The 22,527-nt window shown below is 59.7% G+C and carries 23 protein-coding genes; 5 read left to right on the forward strand and 18 right to left on the reverse strand.

All coding sequences use genetic code 11. The features are described 5' to 3' along the window. The first annotated feature begins 2 nt into the window (after nt 1–2). The 5 genes from BFP95_RS12705 (at nt 3) to BFP95_RS12725 (ending at nt 4,414) form a co-directional block, all read left to right on the forward strand. On the forward strand, nt 3–287 hold the full coding sequence (locus tag BFP95_RS12705) for a hypothetical protein (protein WP_065875648.1): 285 nt from the start codon (nt 3–5) through the stop codon (nt 285–287). A gap of 80 nt (nt 288–367) precedes the next feature. After that, nucleotides 368–532, forward strand: coding sequence for a DUF1328 domain-containing protein (locus BFP95_RS12710; protein WP_003170804.1), 165 nt, complete (start codon nt 368–370; stop codon nt 530–532). 2 nt (nt 533–534) lie between these two features. Further along, nucleotides 535–1,002, forward strand: coding sequence for an inhibitor of vertebrate lysozyme family protein (locus tag BFP95_RS12715; protein WP_065875649.1), 468 nt, complete (start codon nt 535–537; stop codon nt 1,000–1,002). A gap of 752 nt (nt 1,003–1,754) precedes the next feature. Beyond that, a complete protein-coding gene (gene gltP / locus BFP95_RS12720; protein WP_065880373.1) occupies nt 1,755–3,086 on the forward strand; it encodes a glutamate/aspartate:proton symporter GltP in 1,332 nt (443 codons plus the stop codon). Nucleotides 3,087–3,184: 98 nt separating this feature from the next. Next, nucleotides 3,185–4,414, forward strand: coding sequence for a nucleoside recognition domain-containing protein (locus tag BFP95_RS12725; RefSeq protein ID WP_065880374.1), 1,230 nt, complete (start codon nt 3,185–3,187; stop codon nt 4,412–4,414). 92 nt (nt 4,415–4,506) lie between these two features. Here BFP95_RS12725 and lptE read toward each other — a convergent pair whose 3' ends face one another. The 18 genes from lptE to BFP95_RS12815 form a co-directional block, all read right to left on the reverse strand. Then, on the reverse strand, nt 4,507–5,118 hold the full coding sequence (gene lptE / locus BFP95_RS12730) for an ABC-type transport auxiliary lipoprotein family protein (protein ID WP_065910204.1): 612 nt from the start codon (nt 5,116–5,118) through the stop codon (nt 4,507–4,509). Next, entirely contained in the window at nt 5,115–6,053 is a 939-nt protein-coding gene (locus tag BFP95_RS12735) for an MlaD family protein (RefSeq protein WP_065910206.1), read from the reverse strand. The genes lptE and BFP95_RS12735 overlap by 4 nt, the downstream gene beginning before the upstream one ends. A gap of 1 nt (nt 6,054) precedes the next feature. Next, nucleotides 6,055–6,858, reverse strand: a complete 804-nt coding sequence (locus BFP95_RS12740; RefSeq protein ID WP_065910208.1) for an ABC transporter ATP-binding protein — start codon at nt 6,856–6,858, stop codon at nt 6,055–6,057. Next, nucleotides 6,855–8,003, reverse strand: a complete 1,149-nt coding sequence (locus BFP95_RS12745) for an ABC transporter permease (protein WP_065875654.1) — start codon at nt 8,001–8,003, stop codon at nt 6,855–6,857. The genes BFP95_RS12740 and BFP95_RS12745 overlap by 4 nt, the downstream gene beginning before the upstream one ends. Nucleotides 8,004–8,057: 54 nt before the next feature. Further along, on the reverse strand, nt 8,058–9,089 hold the full coding sequence (locus BFP95_RS12750) for a DUF5924 family protein (protein WP_065875655.1): 1,032 nt from the start codon (nt 9,087–9,089) through the stop codon (nt 8,058–8,060). A gap of 72 nt (nt 9,090–9,161) precedes the next feature. Beyond that, complete coding sequence (locus tag BFP95_RS12755) at nt 9,162–10,544, reverse strand: M16 family metallopeptidase (protein WP_065910210.1); 1,383 nt, start codon at nt 10,542–10,544, stop codon at nt 9,162–9,164. Between the two features lie 57 nt (nt 10,545–10,601). Next, complete coding sequence (locus BFP95_RS12760) at nt 10,602–12,260, reverse strand: Na/Pi cotransporter family protein (protein WP_065910212.1); 1,659 nt, start codon at nt 12,258–12,260, stop codon at nt 10,602–10,604. 211 nt (nt 12,261–12,471) lie between these two features. Next, nucleotides 12,472–13,239, reverse strand: coding sequence for a TerC family protein (locus BFP95_RS12765; RefSeq protein ID WP_049710720.1), 768 nt, complete (start codon nt 13,237–13,239; stop codon nt 12,472–12,474). Between the two features lie 68 nt (nt 13,240–13,307). Beyond that, on the reverse strand, nt 13,308–14,615 hold the full coding sequence (locus BFP95_RS12770; RefSeq protein WP_003187405.1) for a CitMHS family transporter: 1,308 nt from the start codon (nt 14,613–14,615) through the stop codon (nt 13,308–13,310). 337 nt (nt 14,616–14,952) lie between these two features. After that, nucleotides 14,953–16,914: a DUF7844 domain-containing protein gene (locus BFP95_RS12775; RefSeq protein ID WP_065910215.1), complete on the reverse strand. Its 1,962-nt coding sequence runs from the start codon at nt 16,912–16,914 to the stop codon at nt 14,953–14,955. Further along, on the reverse strand, nt 16,911–17,231 hold the full coding sequence (locus BFP95_RS12780) for a DUF2388 domain-containing protein (RefSeq protein WP_049710717.1): 321 nt from the start codon (nt 17,229–17,231) through the stop codon (nt 16,911–16,913). The genes BFP95_RS12775 and BFP95_RS12780 overlap by 4 nt, the downstream gene beginning before the upstream one ends. 39 nt (nt 17,232–17,270) lie before the next feature. Beyond that, nucleotides 17,271–17,579, reverse strand: coding sequence for a DUF2388 domain-containing protein (locus BFP95_RS12785; RefSeq protein ID WP_065910217.1), 309 nt, complete (start codon nt 17,577–17,579; stop codon nt 17,271–17,273). Between the two features lie 80 nt (nt 17,580–17,659). Beyond that, nucleotides 17,660–17,980 (reverse strand): DUF2388 domain-containing protein, encoded by a 321-nt coding sequence (locus BFP95_RS12790; protein WP_025854295.1) that lies wholly within the window; start codon nt 17,978–17,980, stop codon nt 17,660–17,662. 135 nt (nt 17,981–18,115) lie between these two features. Then, nucleotides 18,116–18,301, reverse strand: a complete 186-nt coding sequence (locus BFP95_RS12795; protein WP_065875659.1) for a DUF1127 domain-containing protein — start codon at nt 18,299–18,301, stop codon at nt 18,116–18,118. A 261-nt stretch (nt 18,302–18,562) separates the two neighbouring features. Further along, entirely contained in the window at nt 18,563–18,775 is a 213-nt protein-coding gene (locus tag BFP95_RS12800; protein WP_049710714.1) for a DUF1127 domain-containing protein, read from the reverse strand. Between the two features lie 318 nt (nt 18,776–19,093). Continuing rightward, the gene (locus BFP95_RS12805; protein ID WP_065910219.1) at nt 19,094–20,587 is read right to left on the reverse strand and encodes an acetyl-CoA hydrolase/transferase family protein; all 1,494 of its coding nucleotides are present in this window, start codon (nt 20,585–20,587) and stop codon (nt 19,094–19,096) included. 179 nt (nt 20,588–20,766) lie between these two features. Next, complete coding sequence (locus BFP95_RS12810) at nt 20,767–22,203, reverse strand: NAD(P)(+) transhydrogenase (Re/Si-specific) subunit beta (RefSeq protein ID WP_065910221.1); 1,437 nt, start codon at nt 22,201–22,203, stop codon at nt 20,767–20,769. Next, nucleotides 22,203–22,523: an NAD(P) transhydrogenase subunit alpha gene (locus BFP95_RS12815; RefSeq protein WP_065910223.1), complete on the reverse strand. Its 321-nt coding sequence runs from the start codon at nt 22,521–22,523 to the stop codon at nt 22,203–22,205. The genes BFP95_RS12810 and BFP95_RS12815 overlap by 1 nt, the downstream gene beginning before the upstream one ends. Between the last annotated feature and the right edge of the window lie 4 nt (nt 22,524–22,527).

A 22,527-nucleotide genomic window follows, 5' to 3' on the forward strand; every position in this document is an offset into this window, starting at 1 on the left:
GCATGACTCGCCAAAGCCTTAGCCAATTGCGTGTATCGCCACTGCGCTTGCAGCAAGGGCTGTTTGCCAGCTTGGCGCTGATGGTCACGTTGATTGGTGGTCAGCAGTTGCAACATTGGCAGCAGAGTCAGCAGCAGGTTCCTCAGTTTGAGCGTCCGGCCATGACCCAGACCCATTTCCGTTCCGTTGGCAGCGTTGCTCCCAGCGCAACAGCCCCGCAATTGCGGATGGTTGACCAGGCGTCTTCCCTGAGTGAACTGCCATCCCAAGAGCGTTGGGTGTTCTAGGCAACAAAAAGGCCACTTGTGTTGAGTGGCTGTACGGCACCACAGCTGTTACCTCTTAAAGAACGATAAGGAGAATCACCATGTTGAGTTGGGCAATCACATTTCTGATCATCGCCATTGTGGCTGCAGTCTTGGGCTTCGGTGGTATCGCGGGCACCGCCACGGGTATCGCAAAAATCCTGTTTGTGGTCTTCCTGGTGATGTTCATCGCTTCTTTCTTCTTTGGTCGTCGCGGCCGAGGCTGAAAATGACCACTCTGTCCTTCAAAGCCATTACTGCCGCCCTGCTTCTGGGCGGTAGCGGCTTGGTGATGGCCGCCAATGACGGCCAATCCCGAGCCAACGAATTGCTCAGCGCGGACCCGCAATACCGTGAAACCTGGCAAGGCGTGGTGAAGAAAGAAGAGCGTCTGCCGGAATGGGTATTGAACCTGTCGGGCACGGCCGAGCAAATGAATGCCGTGGAAGAAGACGGTGATAAGTATTTGGTTGGGCCGCTCTGCGAAACCGCTGACACGTGCCTGAACAAGCGCTTGATCGTTGCCTTCAGCCTCGACAAGGAAGATGCCTACGCCATGTTGGTGGAAGTCCCGGCCGGCCTGCCGGCGGACAAGTCACCCACGCGGCACGCCGACTACCGTTTTATCGGCAAGCCGGACGAGGGCATGCAGAAGCTCCTGATGGAGCAACTCAAGAAAGATCCGAATTGGTACTAGGTTCCGTTTGACGCGATTGTCGTCTGCGGAACTAGCGTCCATGGAAAGAAGCCCCCTCGCTTCTTTCTATCTGCACAGCACGCCAAGTGCTGTGCATGACCAAGGGGCCGGGTTGTGCTGATCAATCGCGATCGGCGTGACCTACGGGTACAGGGAGTACCTGCGAAAGGGCCGGGTCAGGCGAAAGGCTGCGACGCAGGTTCACAAGCTTATGGCTTGCTGAACTTGCGGCGCGCTTATGACGTCAACCCTCTGCCTCGTTGTCCCTCTTCATATACCTGCCTATACCTCCCTTAGTCGCAAATTTCCGTTCTGCTTGTTCCCAACCATTTCTTAGTGTGTCGGCTCGACCATCTATCGATAAAATTGGTCTGGGCCTATAGGGCATTTCTGACACTAAACAGCGGAGTTCCCAAGCATTTCTAGCAATGCTCGCGACACGCGCTGAATCTCTGCGCGAGCCGGGTTTGGCAGGTTCACGGCATGTTTGTCGGACAAAATGTCACATTTGAACTGACCGTTTGGACAGTTATTATGAAAAAAGACCATGCCGATTCGGCATAGGGTAGGCGTTTACGGCATTAGACGTCGCTCCCTTGCATGGGAATAGTTGCGCCTTTTTTCGCCTGCCAGTAAGCCATTTCGGCCACGCTGCGGTGACCTTCCATGGAGGCAGATGCACACACTTTTTCGCCCTCGGGCGTTGCAGCTGGCGCGTTTGCCTTAAGTTCACTTGAAGTAAGGGTAATGACATGAAGAAGGCAAAGCTAAGCCTCGCCTGGCAGATCCTCATCGGTTTGGTGCTGGGGATCGCAATCGGTGCTGTGCTCAACCATTTCAGCGCTGAAAAGGCCTGGTGGATCAGCAATGTGTTGCAGCCAGCGGGCGATATCTTTATCCGCCTGATCAAGATGATCGTGATCCCGATTGTGATCTCCTCGCTGATCGTCGGCATTGCCGGTGTCGGTGACGCGAAAAAACTCGGGCGTATCGGCGTCAAAACCATCCTTTACTTCGAAATCGTCACCACCATCGCCATCGTGGTCGGCCTGCTGCTGGCCAACCTGTTCCACCCGGGTGCTGGCATCGACATGAGTACCCTGGGTACCGTCGATATCTCCAAATACCAGGCGACTGCCGCCGAAGTGCAGCATGAGCATGCGTTCATCGAGACCATCCTCAACCTGATCCCATCGAACATCTTCGCCGCCGTGGCCCGCGGCGAAATGCTGCCGATCATCTTCTTCTCCGTGCTGTTCGGCCTGGGATTGTCGAGCCTCAAGCCTGAGCTGCGTGAGCCGCTGGTGACCATGTTCCAGGGCGTGTCCGAGAGCATGTTCAAAGTCACCCACATGATCATGAAGTACGCCCCGATCGGCGTATTCGCACTGATCGCCGTCACCGTCGCCAACTTCGGCTTCGCCTCCTTGCTGCCGCTGGCCAAGCTGGTGATCCTGGTTTACGTCGCCATCCTGTTCTTCGCTTTCGTGATTCTCGGCCTGATCGCCCGCCTGTTCGGCTTCTCGGTGATCAAGCTGATGCGCATCTTCAAGGATGAGCTGGTGCTGGCCTACTCCACCGCCAGCTCCGAAACCGTGCTGCCGCGCGTGATCGAGAAGATGGAAGCCTACGGCGCGCCGAAGGCCATCTGCAGCTTTGTGGTACCGACGGGTTACTCGTTCAACCTCGACGGTTCGACCCTGTACCAGAGCATCGCGGCGATCTTCATTGCCCAGCTGTACGGCATCGACCTGTCGATTGGCCAGCAGTTGATGCTGGTGCTGACCCTGATGGTCACCTCCAAAGGTATCGCCGGCGTACCGGGCGTGTCCTTCGTGGTACTGCTGGCTACCCTGGGCAGCGTGGGTATTCCGCTGGAAGGCCTGGCGTTCATCGCCGGTGTCGACCGCATCATGGACATGGCGCGTACTGCGCTCAACGTGATCGGCAACGCCCTGGCCGTACTGGTCATCTCCCGCTGGGAAGGCATGTACGACGATGCCAAGGGCGAGCGTTACTGGAACTCCCTGCCGCACTGGCGCAGCACGCAAGCGCGGCCAGTCGGCCAAGCTACGCGCGGCTGATAGCACGACGGCTCTGAAACAAACCCCGGAAAATTCCGGGGTTTGTCGTTTCTGCCAGCCCCGTTATCATTCGCCCCATTCTTTGGGGGATTCAACTGATGCTCAATGGCCTGTGGCTTGGCTTCTTTGTCGTGGCAATGGTGTCAGCACTGGCGCAATGGCTGATTGGCGGTAATGCCGGGATTTTTGCGGCAATGGTCGAAAGCATTTTCGCCATGGCCAAACTGTCGGTGGAAGTGATGGTGCTGCTGTTCGGCACCCTGACGCTGTGGCTGGGTTTTTTGCGCATCGCCGAAAAAGCCGGGATCGTCGATTGGCTGGCCAAGGCGCTGGGCCCATTGTTTCGCCGCCTGATGCCTGAAGTGCCCGCCGGCCACCCTGCCATTGGCTTGATCACCCTCAATTTTGCAGCCAACGGCCTGGGCCTGGATAACGCGGCAACGCCCATCGGCTTGAAAGCGATGAAGGCATTGCAGGAACTCAACCCCATCCCCAACACGGCGAGTAACGCGCAGATCCTGTTCCTGGTGCTCAACGCGTCTTCGTTGACGCTGTTGCCGGTGACCATCTTCATGTACCGCGCGCAGCAAGGTGCTGCGGACCCGACGCTGGTGTTTTTGCCGATCCTGCTGGCGACCAGTGCGTCTACCTTGGTGGGTCTGTTGTCGGTGGCGATCATGCAGCGCCTGCGGCTGTGGGATCCGGTGGTGCTGGCCTATCTGATTCCGGGTGCGTTGGTGCTGGGCGGCTTCATGGCGTTGCTGGCGACGCTGTCCGCCACCGCACTGGCGGGCTTGTCGTCGATCCTCGGCAACCTCACGCTGTTCGGCCTGATCATGCTGTTCCTGGTGATTGGCGCGCTGCGTAAGGTGAAGGTGTACGAGGCGTTCGTCGAAGGCGCCAAAGAAGGCTTCGATGTGGCCAAGAATTTGCTGCCGTACCTGGTGGCGATGCTGTGTGCCGTCGGCGTGCTGCGAGCATCCGGCGCGCTGGACTTTGGTCTGGAAGGTATTCGCCACGTCGTGGCCTGGACCGGCATGGACACGCGGTTTGTGGATGCCTTGCCCACTGCCATGGTCAAGCCGTTCTCCGGCAGTGCCGCGCGGGCGATGCTGATCGAGACCATGCAAACCCAAGGTGTGGACAGCTTCCCGGCGCTGGTGGCGGCGACGATCCAGGGCAGTACCGAGACCACCTTTTACGTGTTGGCGGTTTATTTTGGTTCGGTGGGGATCCAGCGGGCGCGGCATGCGGTGGGATGTGCGTTGCTGGCGGAGTTTGCCGGCGTCGTGGCGGCGATTGCGGTGTGCTACTGGTTCTTTGGCTGAGGCTTAAACCCCTTTCGCAGGCAAGCCAGCTCCCACATTTGACTGTATTCACACATCAAAATGTGGGAGCTGGCTTGCCTGCGAAGAGGCCCTCAGCGTTTCGGTGCACTATTGCCCTGCGCAACCACCCAATCCACCACCTGCTTATTCAACTGATCCCCCGCCAGTCCAAACCCAGCCACCACGGCCGGCACCTTGGTGTCATTCACCGGCTGTCTCACCTCAAATCGCCGGCTGGCAATAATCCGCTGATCACTCCCCCGCACCAGCCGCGCATCCAGGCGAATCACCACCTCCACCGCACTGCCTCGGTACTCACTCTGGAATGCCTGCAATTGCCCGCCCAGCTCATAGTCGGCCTGCAGATTGGTCTCGTCGGTGCTCAATAACGTTACCCGCCCATCGCGCTGAAACCCGTCCAGCAGGCGATTACGCAACAGCACCGGGGTCGGATCGCTCCAGCGCGAGTTCGCATAACTGCTGATCAGGTCGCCATTGGGCACCACGGCAATGCGCGGGCTGTCTAGAAATTCGCTGGTCTGCGGCTTGGTCACGCGCAGCGACCAGGCGACCGGGGTGCCCTGTGTGGTGGTCTGGGCCGAGGCCAGGCGATACACATCCGAAGGGTCGGCCTTGGGCAGGATCGAGCACGCGCTGACGAGCGCCAGGGCCACAGGGGCGATCATTTGGTAAGCACGCTTCATGGCGTGAACTCCTTGTTCTGGTCGCTGCCCAGCAGGTAACCGCTGGGGTTGGCTTCCAGGCGGCGAGAGATAGCGCGCAGCGAGCCGAGGGTTTCGCGCAGTTCGCGCACGGCCGGTGCCAGTTCATTGAGGCCTTGCATGCCGCTGTTTACCGAACTCTTGTTGTCTGTCAGCAAGGTGTTGATGGTGGCGGTGCTCTGTTCAAGAGACTTCATGGCTTTTTCTGCGCTGCCAAAGGCTTGTTTGCGTTGATCGTTGAGCAAACCGTTGGCATTGCGCATCAGCACCGTGGTTTGCTCCAAGGCGGCAGTGGCCTGCTTACTCACTTGCATCAGTTGCTGCATCACCACCTTGATGTCGCCACGCTGGTCGGCGATGGACCCCGTGGTTTTTTCCAAGTGGTCCAATGTGTTGCTCAGGCGCTCGACATTCTGCGCGGAGAACATGTCGTTGGCGTTGTGCAGCAGCAGGTTGATGCTGGTCATCAAGTCGTTACTGTTATTGAGCAGGCGCGCGATGGGCGAAGGCGAAGCGATGATTTCCGGCAGGTTGCCGTCTTTGCCTTTGAGTTCGGGGCTTTGGGGCGTGCCGCCGCTGAGCTGGATGATCGAGGTGCCCGTGATACCGGTCAGTGCCAGTTTGGCCTGGGTGTCTTCCTTGATCGGCGTCTGGCCGGCCAGGCGGATGCGTGCGAGGACGCGGCGCGGGTCCTTGGGGTCCAGGCGCAGGCTGATAACGTCACCCACTTTGATGCCGCTGTACTGCACCGAACTGCCCTGGGAAAGCCCGCTGACGGCTTCGTTGAAGACCACTTCGTAATCCTGGAAAGCGCTGTCGATGCTGGACTTGGCCAGCCACAGGCCGAACAGCATCGCGCCGACCACCACGATCACGCTGAACAGACCGATCATCACATGATGGGCTCGGGTTTCCATGTCATACCTCGTTAAGCGATTGAGCGGCATCCAATGCCGCGCGGCCCCGGGGGCCGTGGAAATATTCGTGAATCCACGCGTCGTCCGTTTCCGAGACGACGTCGATGGCACCGGCGACCAGCACTTTTTTCTGTGCCAGCACCGCCACGCGGTCGGTGATGGTGTACAGCGTATCCAGGTCGTGAGTGACCAGGAACACACTCAGGCCCAGCGCATCGCGCAGGGTCAGGATCAGTTGGTCGAACTGCGCCGCACCAATCGGGTCGAGGCCGGCGGTGGGTTCGTCGAGAAACAGGATGTCCGGGTCCAGCGCCAGCGCACGGGCCAGGGCCGCGCGCTTGATCATGCCGCCCGACAACGAAGCCGGGTATTTGTCGGCCGCCGACAGCGGCAGCCCGGCCAGGGCCAGCTTGACCGCAGCCAAGTGCTCGGCGTCGCGGCGGCTGAGGCCGGCGTGTTCAATCAGTGGCAGCGCGACGTTTTCGGTGACGGTCAGCGAGGAAAACAGTGCGCCCTTCTGGAACAGCACGCCGAAGCGTCGTTCCACCAGCGAGCGTTCGTGTTCCGAAAGATTGGGCAGGTTTTTACCGAACACCCGCACTTCACCTTCGCTGGGCCGGCGCAGGCCAACAATGCTGCGCAACAGCACCGACTTACCGCTGCCGGACCCGCCGACGACCGCGAGGATCTCGCCTTTGTACAAATCCAGGTCGAGGTTCTCGTGCACGCTCTGCCTGCCAAAGCGATTGCACAGCCCGAGCACTTCAATCACCGCCTCACTGGGCGCTCGGTGTAGACGACTCACCAGCCCATCTCCATGAAGAACAGCGCAGCCACCGCATCCAGCACGATCACCACGAAAATCGACTGCACCACGCTGGAGGTGGTGTGAGCGCCGACCGACTCGGCACTGCCACTGACCTTGAAGCCTTCCAGGCAACCAATGGCAGCAATCAAAAAGGCGAAGATCGGCGCTTTCACCATGCCCACCAGGAAATGCTGCACACCAATGTCCGATTGCAGCAACGAGAGAAACATTGCCGGGGAAATATCCAACGCCACGGCGCAGACCACGCCGCCGCCGACAATCCCGGAGAGCATTGCCAGAAAGGTCAGCATTGGCAATGACACCAGCAACGCCAGCACGCGCGGCAATACCAACAGTTCCATCGGGTCGAGGCCCAGCGTGCGGATGGCGTCGATTTCTTCATTGGCCTTCATTGAGCCGATCTGCGCGGTAAAGGCACTGGCGGTGCGGCCGGCGATCAAGATGGCGGTAAGCAACACGCCGAACTCGCGTAGGAAAGAGAAGGCCACCAGGTCCACGGTAAAAATCGTCGCGCCAAAGCTCTTGAGCACCGTGGCGCCCAGGAACGCTACGACGGCGCCGACCAGAAAGGTCAGCAGGGCCACAATAGGCGCAGCGTCGAGGCCGGTTTGTTCGATGTGCGCGACCATCGGCGTGATGCGCCAGCGCTTGGGGCGGAAAATACCGCGAGCAAAGGTTTCGAGAATCAGGCCGATAAAGCCCAGCAGTTTTTTGCTGTCCTGCCAGACGGTGTCCACCGCCCTGCCGATGCGCGCCAGCACCTGAATGCCGGTGGCTTCTTCCGGTGCTTTCTCCGGCACGCAAAAATCATTCAGGGAGCGGTAGACGGTCTTCAGCAGCGCGCGGTCGGCGGCTGACAGGCTGCAATCGGTCTGTTCGGCGGATTGCTCGATACGGGTCGGCCCCAGCAACTCCACCAGCAGCGAGGCGCCGGCAGTATCCAGCGCGCCGAGGCCGTTGAGGTCGATGCGCGCGCCGGCGTCGTATTGGCCGTCAAGTTTGTCCGACAGCTTCTTCAGGCCGGCATAGTGGGCAAGCGTCCAGTCCCCCGTAATCCTCAGCTGTGGCGGGGTGGTGGACGTATCGAGGTGAGCTGCGCCGGCGGTCGTACGGGTGGTCATAAGCTCCGAGCTTGTTTGGCTATCCACAATTCCTACGTAATAGCACGATACGTCCTACTTTGGATTGTCCGTTTGTGCTGTGTCGGTGACTTTGAACCGCAGTACGCCGATCACCTGCCCGTCTTCTGTCAAAACCTGCACTTGCCAGCGGCCTACCGAGTCGCCTGGGAAATTCTGCTTGTGGGTCCAGGCGCGATAGCCCTCTTTGCGCCCGCCGTGGATATCCAGGGCGATGCGGTCGACCTCTTTGCCGTTGAATTTCCACACGTGGTAGATCCGTTCATCCAGCCCGCGCGGGGCGTTGATCGCGGTGTAGGCGTACAGCCCGCTGCTTCGCAGCTGCGCGGCGTTGACTTCCTTGAGGTCATCGCCGGGGGTGCGGTCTTGCAGTTGGGTACTGATGGCGACTTCAGTCATCCACAACGTGGCTGGCGGTACCCAGCTGCGTAGAAACCAACCGGCACAGCCTATGGCGGCAGTGACCCCGAGCAGCATCGCCCAGCCTTTGAGGCTGCGCAGCGGCAGGCTCACCGCCAGGCTCGGAATCGACAAGACCATGGCTACGCCGAGGGCGAGCTTGTAACTCTGGGCCGTGGTCAGGTGCATGATGATCGGCAGTGCGGTGAGCAATGCGGCGAACAGGGTCAGGGTATGCAGCGCCAGAAACAGCGAGCGCTTGGGCGCCAGCCACTTGTAGTACAGCGGGTCGATGATCGACACCAGCGCCGCCGCCCCAAGCAGCCCGGTGAAAATCGATTGGCCGCTGTTCCAGGCGGTGGTGACAAAAAAGAACGGCAGCACAAAAAACAGACTTTCCTGGTGGATCATCTGGGTCGCGTAGCGCAACAGGGGTTCGGGAATTTCGCGCTTGAAGACTTTGGTGAACAGCTGGGTAAAGCTGTTTTCCAGCATCAGCCATAGCCAGCTCACCAGCATGATCACGGCGATCCAGCTCGCCATGCCTTGCTGGCGATCCACCAGGATGAAACTGCACACACCCGAGATAAAACCGCCGAGTGCAATCACCCCTGGGTAGCGCTTCATCAGCTCGAGGATGCGGGTGATTATGCGGGTCAGGTTTGGCATTCGGCGGTTCGCAGTCTTTGTAGGAAAAAATCCGAGACAGAATAGCGTCTTAGCCCGTCGTCCGGTGCCTCATTACGCGATCCGTTTGCGATAAACCCGCACGCCGATCAGCATAATGGCGATCAGCCCGAGTACGCCGGCGCCGATCCAACTGAGGGCGTCATAGCTCAGCAGCGGTTTCTCGATGCGCCAGTAGCCGGGCTGCTTGAACACTTGGCGCATGGCTTGGTTGGTCTGGTCCAGGCTCACCGCCTTGATGCGCTTGGCCGGGTCGCTGAAGCGGCCTTTGTTGTAATCGCCGGATGCACTCCAATAGTAGTCGGCCAACGCGCTGTTACCTTGAACGGCCCAGGCCTGGCGCGCGATGGCAGCCTGTTGCAGGCGCGCGAATACCGCAGGGTCGAGGCCATCCTTGAGCAGTTGCGCCTTGAGGTCCTGGAGTACCTGTTCGGCTACGGGGAGGTTTTCCCGCTCAAGGTCGGCGTTCAGGCTGAGGAAGCCGACGCCGCCGAGTACTTCGCGTTCGCTCCAGGGGCCGTAGGACAAGCCGTGCTTGAGGCGTAGTTGGCGGTACAGCGCCCAGTCGAGGTAGTCTTTGAGCAAGTCGTAGGTTTCGTCATGCTGGTCGTCCAGCACCGGCTCGGGAAACAGCCAGTGCAGCTTGGCGCTGTCGCCTACCCAGCCGTGAATCAGTTCACGATGACTGGCGGCGGCGTGCTGGATGTCAGGCCGCGCGGGGTGTTCAGTCGGCTCGACCGGGTCGAGTTGGCCATAGGTGCGTTCCAGATAAGCCGGCAGCAGTTTGTCGAGGTCGCCGACGATGATCAGCGTCATGTTGTTAGGCGCGTACCAGTTTTTGCGCAGCTTCTCCAATTGGTCGCGGGTCAGGTGATCGACCTCCGCACGTTCAGCACACTTGAGGCCAAGCTCGACGGCCAGTTGATTGCTGGCAGTGTGGCCCAGGTCCTGGCGGTCCAGTAGGCGTTGCAGGTGTGAATAGTGGCCGCCGTCTTCGCGCTCGACCACTTGTTTGGCGGCGTTGATGTTGGCGTCGGTCAGTTCGGTACGGGTGATGATCGCCAGCAGCAGGTCGAGCACCTTGCGCTGGTTTTGCGCGGGCGCTTCGATCACAAAGGTGGTGTCGGCATTGCTGGTGTACGCGTTCCACTCCCCGCCCAAGGCTTGCATGCGGTCTTCCAGTTCGCCTTCGCCGCCGCCGTCGATGCCGCTGAACAGCAAGTGTTCCAGCAAGTGCGGCAGCTCTTTGTCCTCGCAACTGAAGTCATCCAGCCCTACGCCCACCACCAGGCGAATCGCCACGTGCCCGCGCTCAGTGCCCGGTTTGAGCAGCAATTGCAGGCCGTTGGGCAAGGTGTAGCCCTCGACTTGCAGGCGGTCAAAGGCAAAGGCGTGGGCACAGCTCATGAGCAGGCAAGCGAATAACAGGCGACGCATAACAAGCTTCCTGGCGAGTGAGGTCAGCTTTAACTGACTTCACGGGCCATCATCCGTTCAGGGCGAGTGTGTGATGTCGGCAATATCTTCGGCGGAGAGCGCGCCGGTGTCGGACGTTTCCAACACTACATAAGCACTGCTGCAAAACAACGAGTTCAGGCGTTTCATGTCGGCAATCAGTTCCAGATGCAGGGAACTGGTCTCCAGGCTCTGTACGATTTTGCGCTGCAGGCGGCTGACATGGGCGTGGGCCAGACGGCGTTCCTGGGCGCGGAAACGGCGCTTCTCGCGCAGCAATTGGCGAGCGCTTTCCGGGTCCGCGCTGAGGAATACCGACAAGCCGAGGCGCAGGTTGGCGATCAGTTGGCCGTGCAGGCCGGTCAGTTCTTCCAGGCCCACTTCGGAGAACTGGCGGCGCTGGGAGGTTTTCTGCTGCTGGACTTTGCGCAGCATGCGCTCGATCAGGTCGCCGGCCAGTTTCAGGTTGATCGACAACTCAATGATCTCGGCCCAACGGCGGCTGTCCTGTTCGCTGAGGTCTTCGCGGGGCATTTGCGCCAGGTAGAGTTTGATCGCGCTGTAGAGCGCTTGGACATCGTCACTGAGGCTGCGCATTTCCTGGGTGATAGCGGTCTGTTTGCCGCGCAGTACCTCCTGCATGGCGGTGAGCATGTTGTCGATGAGGTCGCCCAGGCGCAGGGTTTCGCGGGCGGCGTTGGCCAGTGCCAGGCTCGGCGTGGTCAGCGCGGTAGGATCCAGATGGCGCGGTTTGGCCTTGCCGTTGACCTCTTCACGCTCAGGCAGCAGCCAGGCGCACAGCCGTGCCATCGGGCCGATGGTGGGCAACAGGATCAGGCAACGACTGACGTTGTAGAGCAGGTGGAAGGTGATGACCATGCCTTGGGCGCTGTAGTCCAGGCCGTCCATCCACAGCACCAGCGGGTCGAGTACCGGGATGATCAGCAGCAGGCCGATCAGTTTGTACAGCAAGCTGCCCAAGGCCACTTGGCGGCCGGCGGCGTTCTGCATGCTGGTGCTGAGGAAGGCCAGCACGCCGCTGCCGATGTTGGCGCCGATCACCAGGCCGATGGCCACGTGCAGGCCGATCACGCCGGCGCCGGCCAGGGTGGCGGTCAGCAGCACGGCAGCCAGGCTTGAGTAGGAAATCATCGCGAACAAGGCACCGACCAGGGCGTCGAGCAGGATGTCGCCGGTTAACGAAGCGAACAGCACTTTCACGCCCTGCGCGTGGGTGATCGGCCCGGCGGCTTCGACGATCAGTTGCAGTGCGAGGATGATCAGCCCGAGACCGATCCCTACCCGGCCCAACTGCCCTGCCCGCGTCTGTTTGCGCGACAGGAAGAAAATCACCCCGAGAAAGATCAGCAGCGGTGACAGCCAGGACAAGTCAAAGGTCAGCACGCGCGCCATCAATGCGGTACCGACGTCGGCGCCGAGCATGGTCGCCAGGGCGGGCATGAGGCCCATCAGGCCCTGGCCAACAAAGGAAGTCACCAGCATCGCCGTGGCGTTGCTGCTCTGCACCATGGCGGTCACCAGGATACCGGCGACAAACGCCAGCCAGCGCTTGGACATGTTCTGCCCGATGACTTGGCGCAAGTTGGAGCCGAAGACCCGCAGGATGCCGGTCCGGACGATGTGCGTGCCCCAGATAAGCAGGGTCACGGCGGAAAGCAGATTGAGCAAGGTCAGCATGCTCGGCCCCCCGTGTGGGTGTGCGCCAATCGACGCAAATGAGAATTGCCGCTGCCGTTCTACGTCTTGTGATTAAGCTGTAGTTGGCGAATGGGTTCTGCGCCAGCATCGCATAGCTAAAGTGGGGATTGAAACAAAACTGTCATGAAATCAGCTTTTTGCAGACGAGAAAAAAGGGCTCGAAAGCCCCTTTTTCAGCAGCGAGTCAGTTTTATTGACCCGGAATATCTTTGCGCAGTTTCACAGGATCCTGCTGTTTGCGCTTTTTCGCGATGGCGGTACGCATCTTGATGTTCACCGCTTCCACTGCCAGCGAGAACGCCATGGCGAAGTAGACGTAGCCTTTTGGCACGTGCACATCGAACGATTCGGCGATCAGCACGGTACCCACGACCAGCAGGAACGACAGCGCGAGCATCTTCAGCGACGGGTGCTTGTCGATGAATTCGCTGATGGTGCCGGCCGCCAGCATCATCACCAGCACTGCCACGACAATCGCCGCAACCATGACCGGCACATGGGAAACCATGCCGACAGCGGTGATCACCGAGTCCAGGGAGAACACGATGTCGATGATCGCGATCTGGATGATGGTGTAGATGAACTTGCCACCTTTGCCGCCCGGTTCTTCGTGGGTTTCGTCTTCACCTTCGAGCGCGTGGTACATCTCCTGGGAGCTTTTCCACAGCAGGAACAGGCCACCGAAGAACAGGATCAGGTCGCGACCGGAAATGCCTTGGCCGAAGACCACGAACAGGTCGTTGGTCAGTTGCATGACCCACGTGATCGACAGCAGCAACAGAATGCGCGTGACCATGGCCAGCGCCAGGCCGAAGATCCGGGTGCGCGCCTGCATATGCTTGGGCATGCGGCTGACCAGGATCGAAATCATGATGATGTTATCGATACCCAGAACGATCTCGAGGGCCGTCAGCGTGAAGAAGGCAATCCAGATTTCCGGATTGGTCAGCCATTCCATGTGTATTCCTTTGAGCAAGTGTTAGACCGCGCAAGCTGCAGCGCCGCGCGGTGAGTGAGTCGGTACGATTATAGAGTGCTGAACAGCGGAAAAATCCCCATCAGCAATGCGGCGAACATTATGCACAGGCATACCAGCACTGCCCACTTCAGCGTGAAGCGCTGGTGATCGCCAAATTCGATACCGGCCAGGGCTACCAGCAAGTAGGTCGAAGGTACCAGCGGGCTGAGCAAGTGCACAGGCTGGCCAACAATAGACGCGCGGGCCATCTCGACGGCGGTGATGCCGTAGTGGCTGGCGGCTTCGGCGAGTACGGGCAGTACGCCATAGTAGAACGCGTCGTTGGACATGAAGAAGGTGAAGGGCATGCTGACCAGCGCGGTGATTACCGCCAGGTACGGGCCCATCGCTTCCGGGATGACCGCCAGCAGGCTCTTGGACATGGCGTCGACCATGCCGGTACCGGACAGAATGCCGGTGAAGATACCGGCGGCGAAGATCAGCCCCACCACCGCCAAGACGCTGCCGGCATGGGCGGCGACGCGGTCTTTCTGCTGTTGCAGGCACGGGTAGTTGACGATCATTGCGATACTGAACGCCACCATGAACAGCACCGGCAGTGGCAACAGACCGGCGATCAGGGTGCACATCAGCGCCAGGGTCAGCGCGCCGTTGAACCAGATCAGCTTCGGACGGCGGGCATCCGGGAATTGCGACACGCTGATTTCACTGTGGTCGATCTCGTCACCTTGCAGGTGCAGTTCACCCAAGCGCGCACGTTCGCGCTTGCCGTACATGTAGGCGATCACTAGGATCGCGACCACGCCAGCGGCCATGGCCGGGATCATCGGCACGAAAATATCCGATGGGTCCACATGCAGCGCACTGGCGGCGCGGGCGGTCGGGCCGCCCCAAGGGGTCATGTTCATCACGCCACCGGCGAGAATGATCAAGCCGGCCATGATCCGCGGGCTCATGCCGATGCGCTGGTACAGCGGCAACATGGCGGCCACGCAGATCATGTAGGTGGTGGCCCCGTCACCGTCGAGGGACACGACCAGGGCCAGCACAGCGGTGCCGACGGAGACTTTGAGCGGATCACCCTTGACCATCTTGAGGATCTTGCGCACGGCCGGGTCGAATAGGCCGGAGTCGATCATCAGGGCAAAGTAGAGAATGGCGAACATCAGCATCACGCCGGTCGGCGCGAGCTTGGTGATGCCTTCGAGCATCATCGGGCCGATCTTCGGGGCGAAACCGCCGAACAGCGCAAACAGGATCGGCACGATGATCAGGGCGATCAGCGCGGACAGGCGCTTGGTCATGATCAAGAACATGAACGTGATGACCATGGCAAAGCCAAGGAAAGTCAGCATAGGAATACTCCAGGCGTAGCGCGGCTAGGGAATGGCGAACCGGTGGGGGTCAGCGCAGAACGAAAGGCACGAGGCGTACGGGTGGAGTTGGGGCGAACAGGCGGGTACGGGCGGACATCGGGAATCACCATTGTTGTTGTGTACAGCCGGTCTGTTGCCGGCAGTTGGAGGTGATCCTAGTCGCGAAAGCTTTCAGCCAGCTTTCGCTGGCAAAACAGGTGATGAGAGGTGCAATAAGTTGTCGTAGCAGCTGTCGAGCGCCAGCGAGGCTGCGTCAGGCAGTCCGCCGACGCAGCCTCGCTGGCAGCTCGACAGCTGCTACGGGAGTTGCGGGTGTCTATGGGAGCTCCAGACCGCCGGCGGCCTTATGCAATGCCCGCAAATGCTCGCCCACCTGCTTGAGGTTGGCTTCGCACGCAGCAATTTCGGCGGAGCGGGAAGGCTCCAGCAGCGCCCTCACCTCTTTATCCAGTTCGCCGGTCAGCGATTGCAGCTGCTTCTGGCGTTCGGCGCTTTCCGATTCCAGGCGTTTAGATTCCGACGGTTGCGGCAGCCCGTAGCCACCGCTGCCCAGCAGCTCTGCCGGGCGGCTGAGGAAGCCGCTGTTGGCGAGGATCTGTTGCAACGTGGCGTTGGCTTTCTCCATGCCACCGTTTTTCAGCTCGCGAGCGCCGAGGTAGCGTTGCTTGACCTCGTCCTGGGCCAGCATCAACTGTTTACGAAAGCTCGCCTGCTCCAGCAGCAGCAACGCGGCGCTGGTGCGCAGGTCGGCCTGGCCGAACCACTGGCGGCGTTCCTCTGCGCTGAGAGACAGCCAGTCTTCGACCCGGGTTTGTTTGATCGGCAGGTGTTTTCGCAGCACATCGAACATCGCTTGGTAACGCTCGCGGAAGGAGTCGAAGTGATAGCCCAGGCGCAAGGCCTTGCGCTTGTCGTCCAGCACACTTGTGTCGGCCAGGCCGCGGGCGCTCAGAACCTCCAGCAAACCATTGGGGGTGATGTTATCCAGGCCGGTCAGTTGTGGGTTGGCGCTGCCGCTGCGTAACAGCTTGAGGCTTTCCACTGCGCAGTTGTTGGAAATGAAGAAGTAGTTGCCGTCATAGCTCCAGTGCATTTCGGCGGCATGTTCGACGGTGTCGTTGATTTCCTGGCGGGTCAGTTTCAACGGTACAGAGGCCAAGCCGCGCAACTCGGTCTTGGTGTACTCGTCGATCACTTGCGCCAGCGGCAGTACAAACAGTCGCGACGGGTACTTGCCAACCAGGCCATCCCAGCTCGACAGCTGTACGTCTCCGACAAACGCGCGGTAGGACAACACCAGATGCTGGTCCAGGTCCAGCCGACAATCCGGCCCTCGCGGGCGGCCCGGCGCACAGATCACCAGGCGCAACATGCTGTGGCCCCAGCGGCTGACCAGGTTCTGGTTGGCTTCGGCCAGCAGGTAGTCAATTTCGTAGACGCGCTCCGGGTCGACATGGCCCAGCGGTGTCTTGGCGAAGTCGTTGCCGGCGTTCAGGAATGCGTAGCTCTTGGCGCAGGTGTCTTGTTCGGGCGGGGCCCAGCCGAAGTGTTCCTTGTAATAGCGGAACAGTGAGGGGCGGCGGCAGGCGTAGCTTGGGTCGAGGAGGAAGTACTCCATATTGACCGCGACAAATTCCAGCGGGCTGGTGGTTTCGTAGATGTCCGGGCTGCGGGCGACCTGGTGATTGTTCTGCTCACGCTCGCCGCGCCGACCAACGTATTGCGGCCAGCCGGCAAGGTCCAGCAGGCGAGGGTCATCGCTTAGGGTAAAGCGTCGGCCGTTCTGGCCACGACATTGATCAGGCAGACCGATGAGGCCGGTGAGGCTGTTCTGGCGGCTGCAACGATTGATCAGCGCACGGTCTTCTTTGGACCACAGGCGCGCACGGTCATAGATATGGGTCAGTTCATGCAGCACCGTGGCAAGCATTTCCCGGCGCACAGTGCCGTGGGGGCGATTGGTTTTCTGAGTAGCGGCGCTGCCATCGGTGAGGCTGGCGAGCAGGTTGCGGTTGAGGTCCAGCTCGGACACCAGGGAGGCTTGACCGTAGGCGTTTTCGGGCATCTTGTCGGTCCAGCCGACATCGATGCGTCGGTCCAACTGCTCGATAAAGCGCGGCGGCAAAGAGCGCATCGCTTCGTCGAGCAACGCCTGGCTGGCCTGTTGTTCAGCCGGGCTCAAGCCCTCGGTCTTGAGCCGCAGTTGCAGGCTGGCCTGGGCCGCGCTGGCACACAGCAGCACGGCCCCGGCCAGGAGCCAGGCGGCAATTCGCTTCACAGTGCGAGGATAGCTTCAGCGAGCGTCTGGTCACTGGCGTCACGGGCTTCGGGCAAGCGTGTGCGCAGGGTGTCGAAGGCTGCTTCCAATCGCGCGCCACGGATCTCGCCGTTGGTAGCTACGAAGCTGGCGGCGTCATCGTGGGCTTCGCGCACCACTTTGGAATCGCGGATGGAAGTGGTGGTGTCCGAGGTGAAATCAATGGTGCGGCCAGAGGCGCGAACAATGATGTTACTGGTGGCAACCAGGGTATGCGCCTGGGCAACGTCGGCCAACAACAGCAGGCCAAGGGTGGCGGCGATCAGCGGGCTACGCATGGAATAACTCCAAATACAAAGATGGAAATACAAAGATGATTATTGGACGAGAATTGCTTGCGCCAGTTCAAGGTCGCTGGCGTTAAGTTTTGGTTGGTTACGGCGCAGGTAATCCAGCGCCGACTCCAGCCGTGCACCCCGCCATTGGCCGTCAGTGGCGATAAATGCAGCAGCGTCGTCCTGGGCGGCCATTATCACTTTTTTGTCGAAGGGTGCGGAGGTCACTTTACTGGTGGCGTACGCGCTGACGACGGTGCTCTGAGTGGTCAGGTCAAAGGCCGAAGACAGTGGCGACCAGCCGGCGGAAAATATCAAAGGGACTATTAAAAGGCGGTATGAAAAAGCCATAGGACTCGACTATTGAAAGCGAGCGCCAAGGCTAGCGCAATGCCCGGGCGAGAGCCAGCGCCCAGGCATCCGTCCTGTCGTCAGATCGCCAGGATGGCCTGGGCCAGTTGGGCGTCAGTCGCGGTGTTCAGTTGCGGAGCCTGTTGGCGAATCTGCGCCAGGGCGCTTTCCAGTTTTACTCCACGAATGGCGCCTTCGCTGGCGACAAAGCTGGCGGCGTCGTCACGAGCGGCGCGCACGACCTTATTGTCACGCAGGGACGAAGTGGCATCGGAGCTGGCGTCGGAAGTGGCCTTCAGCGCGCCGACGATGGAGTCGGTGGTCACGATGAAGCTGGTCGCATTGGCATTGGCAGCCAGGGCCAACAGGGCTGCAGCACTCAGCAGGCGAAGACGGGACATGGGGTGACTCCTGTAGATGAACGGATAAGGTGGCGCAGGGCAACCATTCGGATCAGACGCCCGTGCTACGCGGTTCGCCACGTGTTGAGTGGATATTAAGCCGACACTTATCCATTCGGGAAGCGCCTCGACTGCCTAGTCACGCCAGAACGGCTTGGACAGTTCAGCCATTTGGTCCCCATGGCTGATACCGAGATCCGACAGCTCCCGGCCATCAAGCCGCGACAGCTGGCGTCGTTCATAGGCGCGGCGCATCCATTTAGCGAGGATGGAGGTCGTCTGGTGCAAAAACCGCTTATAAGGAGGGGATGGCATATCCATGGCGGTTACCTTTCATGAGGTCTTGGAACACCATGTTGAGCGAGCCCGTGTGACCGGTACAGATACACCAATGCTAAATTGTACCGCTTAACTGTTGTATTTTTTAAACTGTACCTGTCGCTATGAAAGACTTCTGTTTTCCCGTTCAAAACCACCATCCCGGAAACAACAAAGCCCGCCTCCGGTTTCCCGGGGCGGGCTTTGTTTTGAAGAATCAGTGCTGGCAGTGGACCCGGTGGGTCAGGGCCAGCGAGCGCTAAGTTAGCGCCAGAACGGCTTGCTCAGCTCTTCGTAACGTTGAGCTTCGCTGATACCTGCGTCAGCCAGCAGACGCGAATCCAGGCGAGCCAGTTGGTGACGGCTGGAGATGCGGCGCTGCCACAACATCAGGTTGGCCAGAACGCGCAGAGGCATTGCGGCTTGGTTGTTTACAGCTTTTTCAGAGAACAGATCGGAACTGAGTGTACGTTCCATGATGACATCCTTCCGCTTGTGGCGGGATTAGGTAGTGGTTTAACTGATGCCAATGATCCTCTTCCGACGCAAGACTCTCTAGATACAGTTCACTTGTATTGTGAGAGGGCAGTTAACTGTTTAAGGGTGCTGTACTGTACGAAAACGGGGCAACTGTACCTGTCCGCACTAAATAAGTGCGAAATAGGCATTTTTGGCGAGGTATGTGGGATATTTAGGTAGGAAATGACCAGTACAGCAGTACAGTTTTTTCATTAAAAGGCCAGGAGGGTGCCGAGCTGATGAAACTGTATTTGCATCAGCTCGAATCTGTATCAATCACGCCTTGAGCATGTGCCCCGTTTCTTCCAGGTTAATGTGCCAGCTCAGTGCTTCACGCAGGATGTGTGGGGTATGCCCACCGAGGGCACAAGCAGCATTGAAGTAAGTGTTCAGCGCATCGCGGTAGGCCGGGTGCACACAATTGTCGATGATCACCCGTGCCCGCTCCCTCGGCGCCAGGCCGCGCAGGTCGGCCAATCCGACTTCTGTCACCAGGATGTCGACATCATGCTCGGTGTGGTCCACATGGCTGACCATTGGCACCACACTGGAAATTGCACCGCCTTTGGCAATCGACTTGGTGACGAAGATCGCCAAATGCGCGTTGCGCGCGAAATCGCCGGAGCCGCCAATGCCGTTCATCATCCGGGTGCCGCAGATATGAGTGGAGTTGACGTTGCCGTAGATGTCGAACTCCAACGCGGTATTGATGCCGATGATGCCCAGGCGACGCACCACTTCAGGATGGTTGGAGATCTCCTGCGGGCGCAATACCAGCTTGTCCTTATAGTGTTCGAGGTTGCCGAACACATCGGCATTGCGTCGTTCTGACAAGGTGATCGAGCTGCCCGAAGCGAAGCTCAGCTTGCCTGCGTCGATGAGGTCGAAGGTCGAATCCTGCAACACTTCAGAATACATGGTGAGGTCTTCGAACGGCGAATCGATCAACCCGCACATCACTGCGTTGGCAATGTTGCCGATCCCGGCCTGCAGTGGGCCGAGCTTGTTGGTCATGCGGCCAGCGTCGACTTCCTGCTTGAGGAAGTTGATCAGGTGATTGGCGATGCCCTGGGTGTCGTTGTCAGGCGGCGTCACGGTAGAGGCCGAGTCGGGCTGGTTGGTGATAACGATGGCGACGATCTTTTCCGGTGGAATCGGGATCGCGGTGCTGCCAATGCGATCGTCAACGTTGACCAGTGGGATTGGCGTACGTGTTGGCCGATAGGTGGGGATATAGATGTCGTGCAACCCTTCCAGATTTGGGTTGTGCGCCATGTTGATCTCGATGATCACCTGCTTGGCAAAAATGGCGAAGCTGGCCGAGTTGCCCACGGAGGTGGTGGGCACGATATGTCCTTGCTCGGTGATGGCGACGGCTTCGATCACGGCGATGTCCGGCAGCTTGAGCTGGTTGTTGCGCAGTTGCTCCACGGTCTCCGACAAGTGCTGATCGATAAACATCACTTCGCCGGCGTTGATCGCCTTACGCAAGGTGCTGTCGACTTGGAATGGCATGCGTCGTGACAGTACGCCGGCTTCGGTCAGTTGTTTATCCAGGTCATTGCCCAAGCTCGCGCCGGTCATCAGGGTGATCTTCAGTGGGGAAGTCTTGGCGCGTTCGGCCAGGGCGTGGGGGACGGCCTTGGCTTCACCGGCACGGGTGAAGCCGCTCATGCCGACGGTCATGCCGTCCTCGATCAGTGCGGCGGCATCTGCCGCGCTCATGACCTTGTTCAACAACGAAGGCAAGCGGATACGATCACGGTACATGGATTGTTATCTCGGGCTACGGAGGCAAGGTGCGCAGTTTAGTGATTTCAAAAAAATTCGGCCCGCTACCATGGTCGAATGCCGGGCAGCGATTTAGAGCCTTTGGTCGGGTTTCATGCAGTCATAAAAAACCCCAGCCTACAGCAGGCCGGGGTTTCGAGTATTGCGCTGAAGCATTGTTACTCGACGGCTTTGACCATGTCTTCGATGACCTTCTTGGCGTCACCGAAGACCATCATGGTCTTGTCCAGGTAGAACAGCTCGTTATCCAGGCCAGCATAACCGCTGGCCATCGAGCGCTTGTTGACGATGATGGTCTTGGCCTTGAACGCTTCGAGGATCGGCATGCCAGCAATCGGCGAGTTCGGGTCATTCTTGGCGGCCGGGTTGACCACGTCGTTTGCGCCCAACACCAGCACCACGTCGGCCTGGCCGAACTCGGAGTTGATGTCTTCCATTTCGAACACTTGGTCGTAAGGCACTTCTGCCTCAGCGAGTAGGACGTTCATGTGCCCAGGCATACGCCCCGCCACCGGGTGGATCGCGTACTTCACGGTAACGCCGCGGTGAGTCAGCTTTTCGGTCAGCTCTTTGAGCGCATGTTGCGCCCGAGCGACTGCCAGGCCGTAGCCCGGGACGATGATCACGGTGTCGGCGTTGGTCAGCAGGAAGGTGGCGTCGTCGGCCGAGCCGGATTTTACCGGGCGTGCTTCCTTCGAACCTGCCGCAGCACCGGCGTCCGGCGCATTGCCGAAACCGCCGAGCAGTACATTAAAGAAGGAGCGGTTCATCGCCTTGCACATGATGTACGACAGGATCGCGCCGCTCGAGCCCACCAGGGAGCCGGCGATGATCAGCATCGAGTTATTCAGCGAGAAGCCAATACCCGCCGCCGCCCAGCCGGAGTAACTGTTGAGCATCGACACCACCACTGGCATGTCGGCGCCGCCGATTGGGATGATGATCAGCACGCCAAGCACGAAGGCCAGGGCCAGCATCAGCGAGAACGCGGTGAGGTTGCCGGTGAACATGAACGCCAGGCCCAGGCCGAGCGTTGCGAGGCCGAGCACCAGATTAAGCTTGTGCTGACCGCCGAACTGAACGGGTGCGCCCTGGAACAGGCGGAACTTGTACTTTCCCGACAGTTTGCCGAAGGCGATCACCGAACCGGAGAACGTGATGGCGCCGATGGCTGCACCGAGGAACAGCTCCAGGCGGTTACCCGCAGGAATCGCGTCGCCCAGGTGTTTGACGATGCCCAGGGATTGCGGCTCCACCACCGCCGCGATGGCGATAAATACCGCGGCCAGGCCGATCATGCTGTGCATGAAGGCGACCAGCTCCGGCATCTTGGTCATTTCTACGCGCTTGGCCATGACCGAACCGGCAGTGCCGCCGACCAGCAGGCCGACAATCACGTAGCCGATGCCGGCAGTGGCGAGCTCAGCGCCGAGCTTATAGATGAGGCCCACGGTGGTGAGTACCGCCAGCGCCATGCCGAGCATGCCGAACAGGTTGCCGCGCCGCGAGGTGTTCGGGTGCGACAGGCCTTTGAGGGCCTGGATGAAACAGATCGACGCGATCAGATACAGCGTCGTGACCAGATTCATACTCATTATTTCTGCACCTCTTCTTTAACTTTGGGCGCTTTCTTCTTGAACATCTCAAGCATCCTGCGGGTGACCAGGAAGCCGCCAAACACGTTGACTGCCGCCAGTGCCACGGCAAGTGTGCCCATGGTTTTGCCCAGCGGTGTCACGGTGAGCGACGCAGCCAACATGGCGCCGACGATTACGATCGCCGAAATGGCGTTGGTCACCGCCATCAAAGGCGTGTGCAGCGCGGGGGTAACGTTCCAGACCACGTGGTAACCGACATAAATCGCCAGCACAAAGATGATCAGGTTGTAGATACCGGGGGAGATAAGCTCTTCCATCGTC

Origin of the sequence: Pseudomonas sp. 58 R 12, assembly GCF_900005865.1 — a bacterium.
In the GTDB taxonomy this organism is placed as follows: domain Bacteria; phylum Pseudomonadota; class Gammaproteobacteria; order Pseudomonadales; family Pseudomonadaceae; genus Aquipseudomonas; species Aquipseudomonas tritici.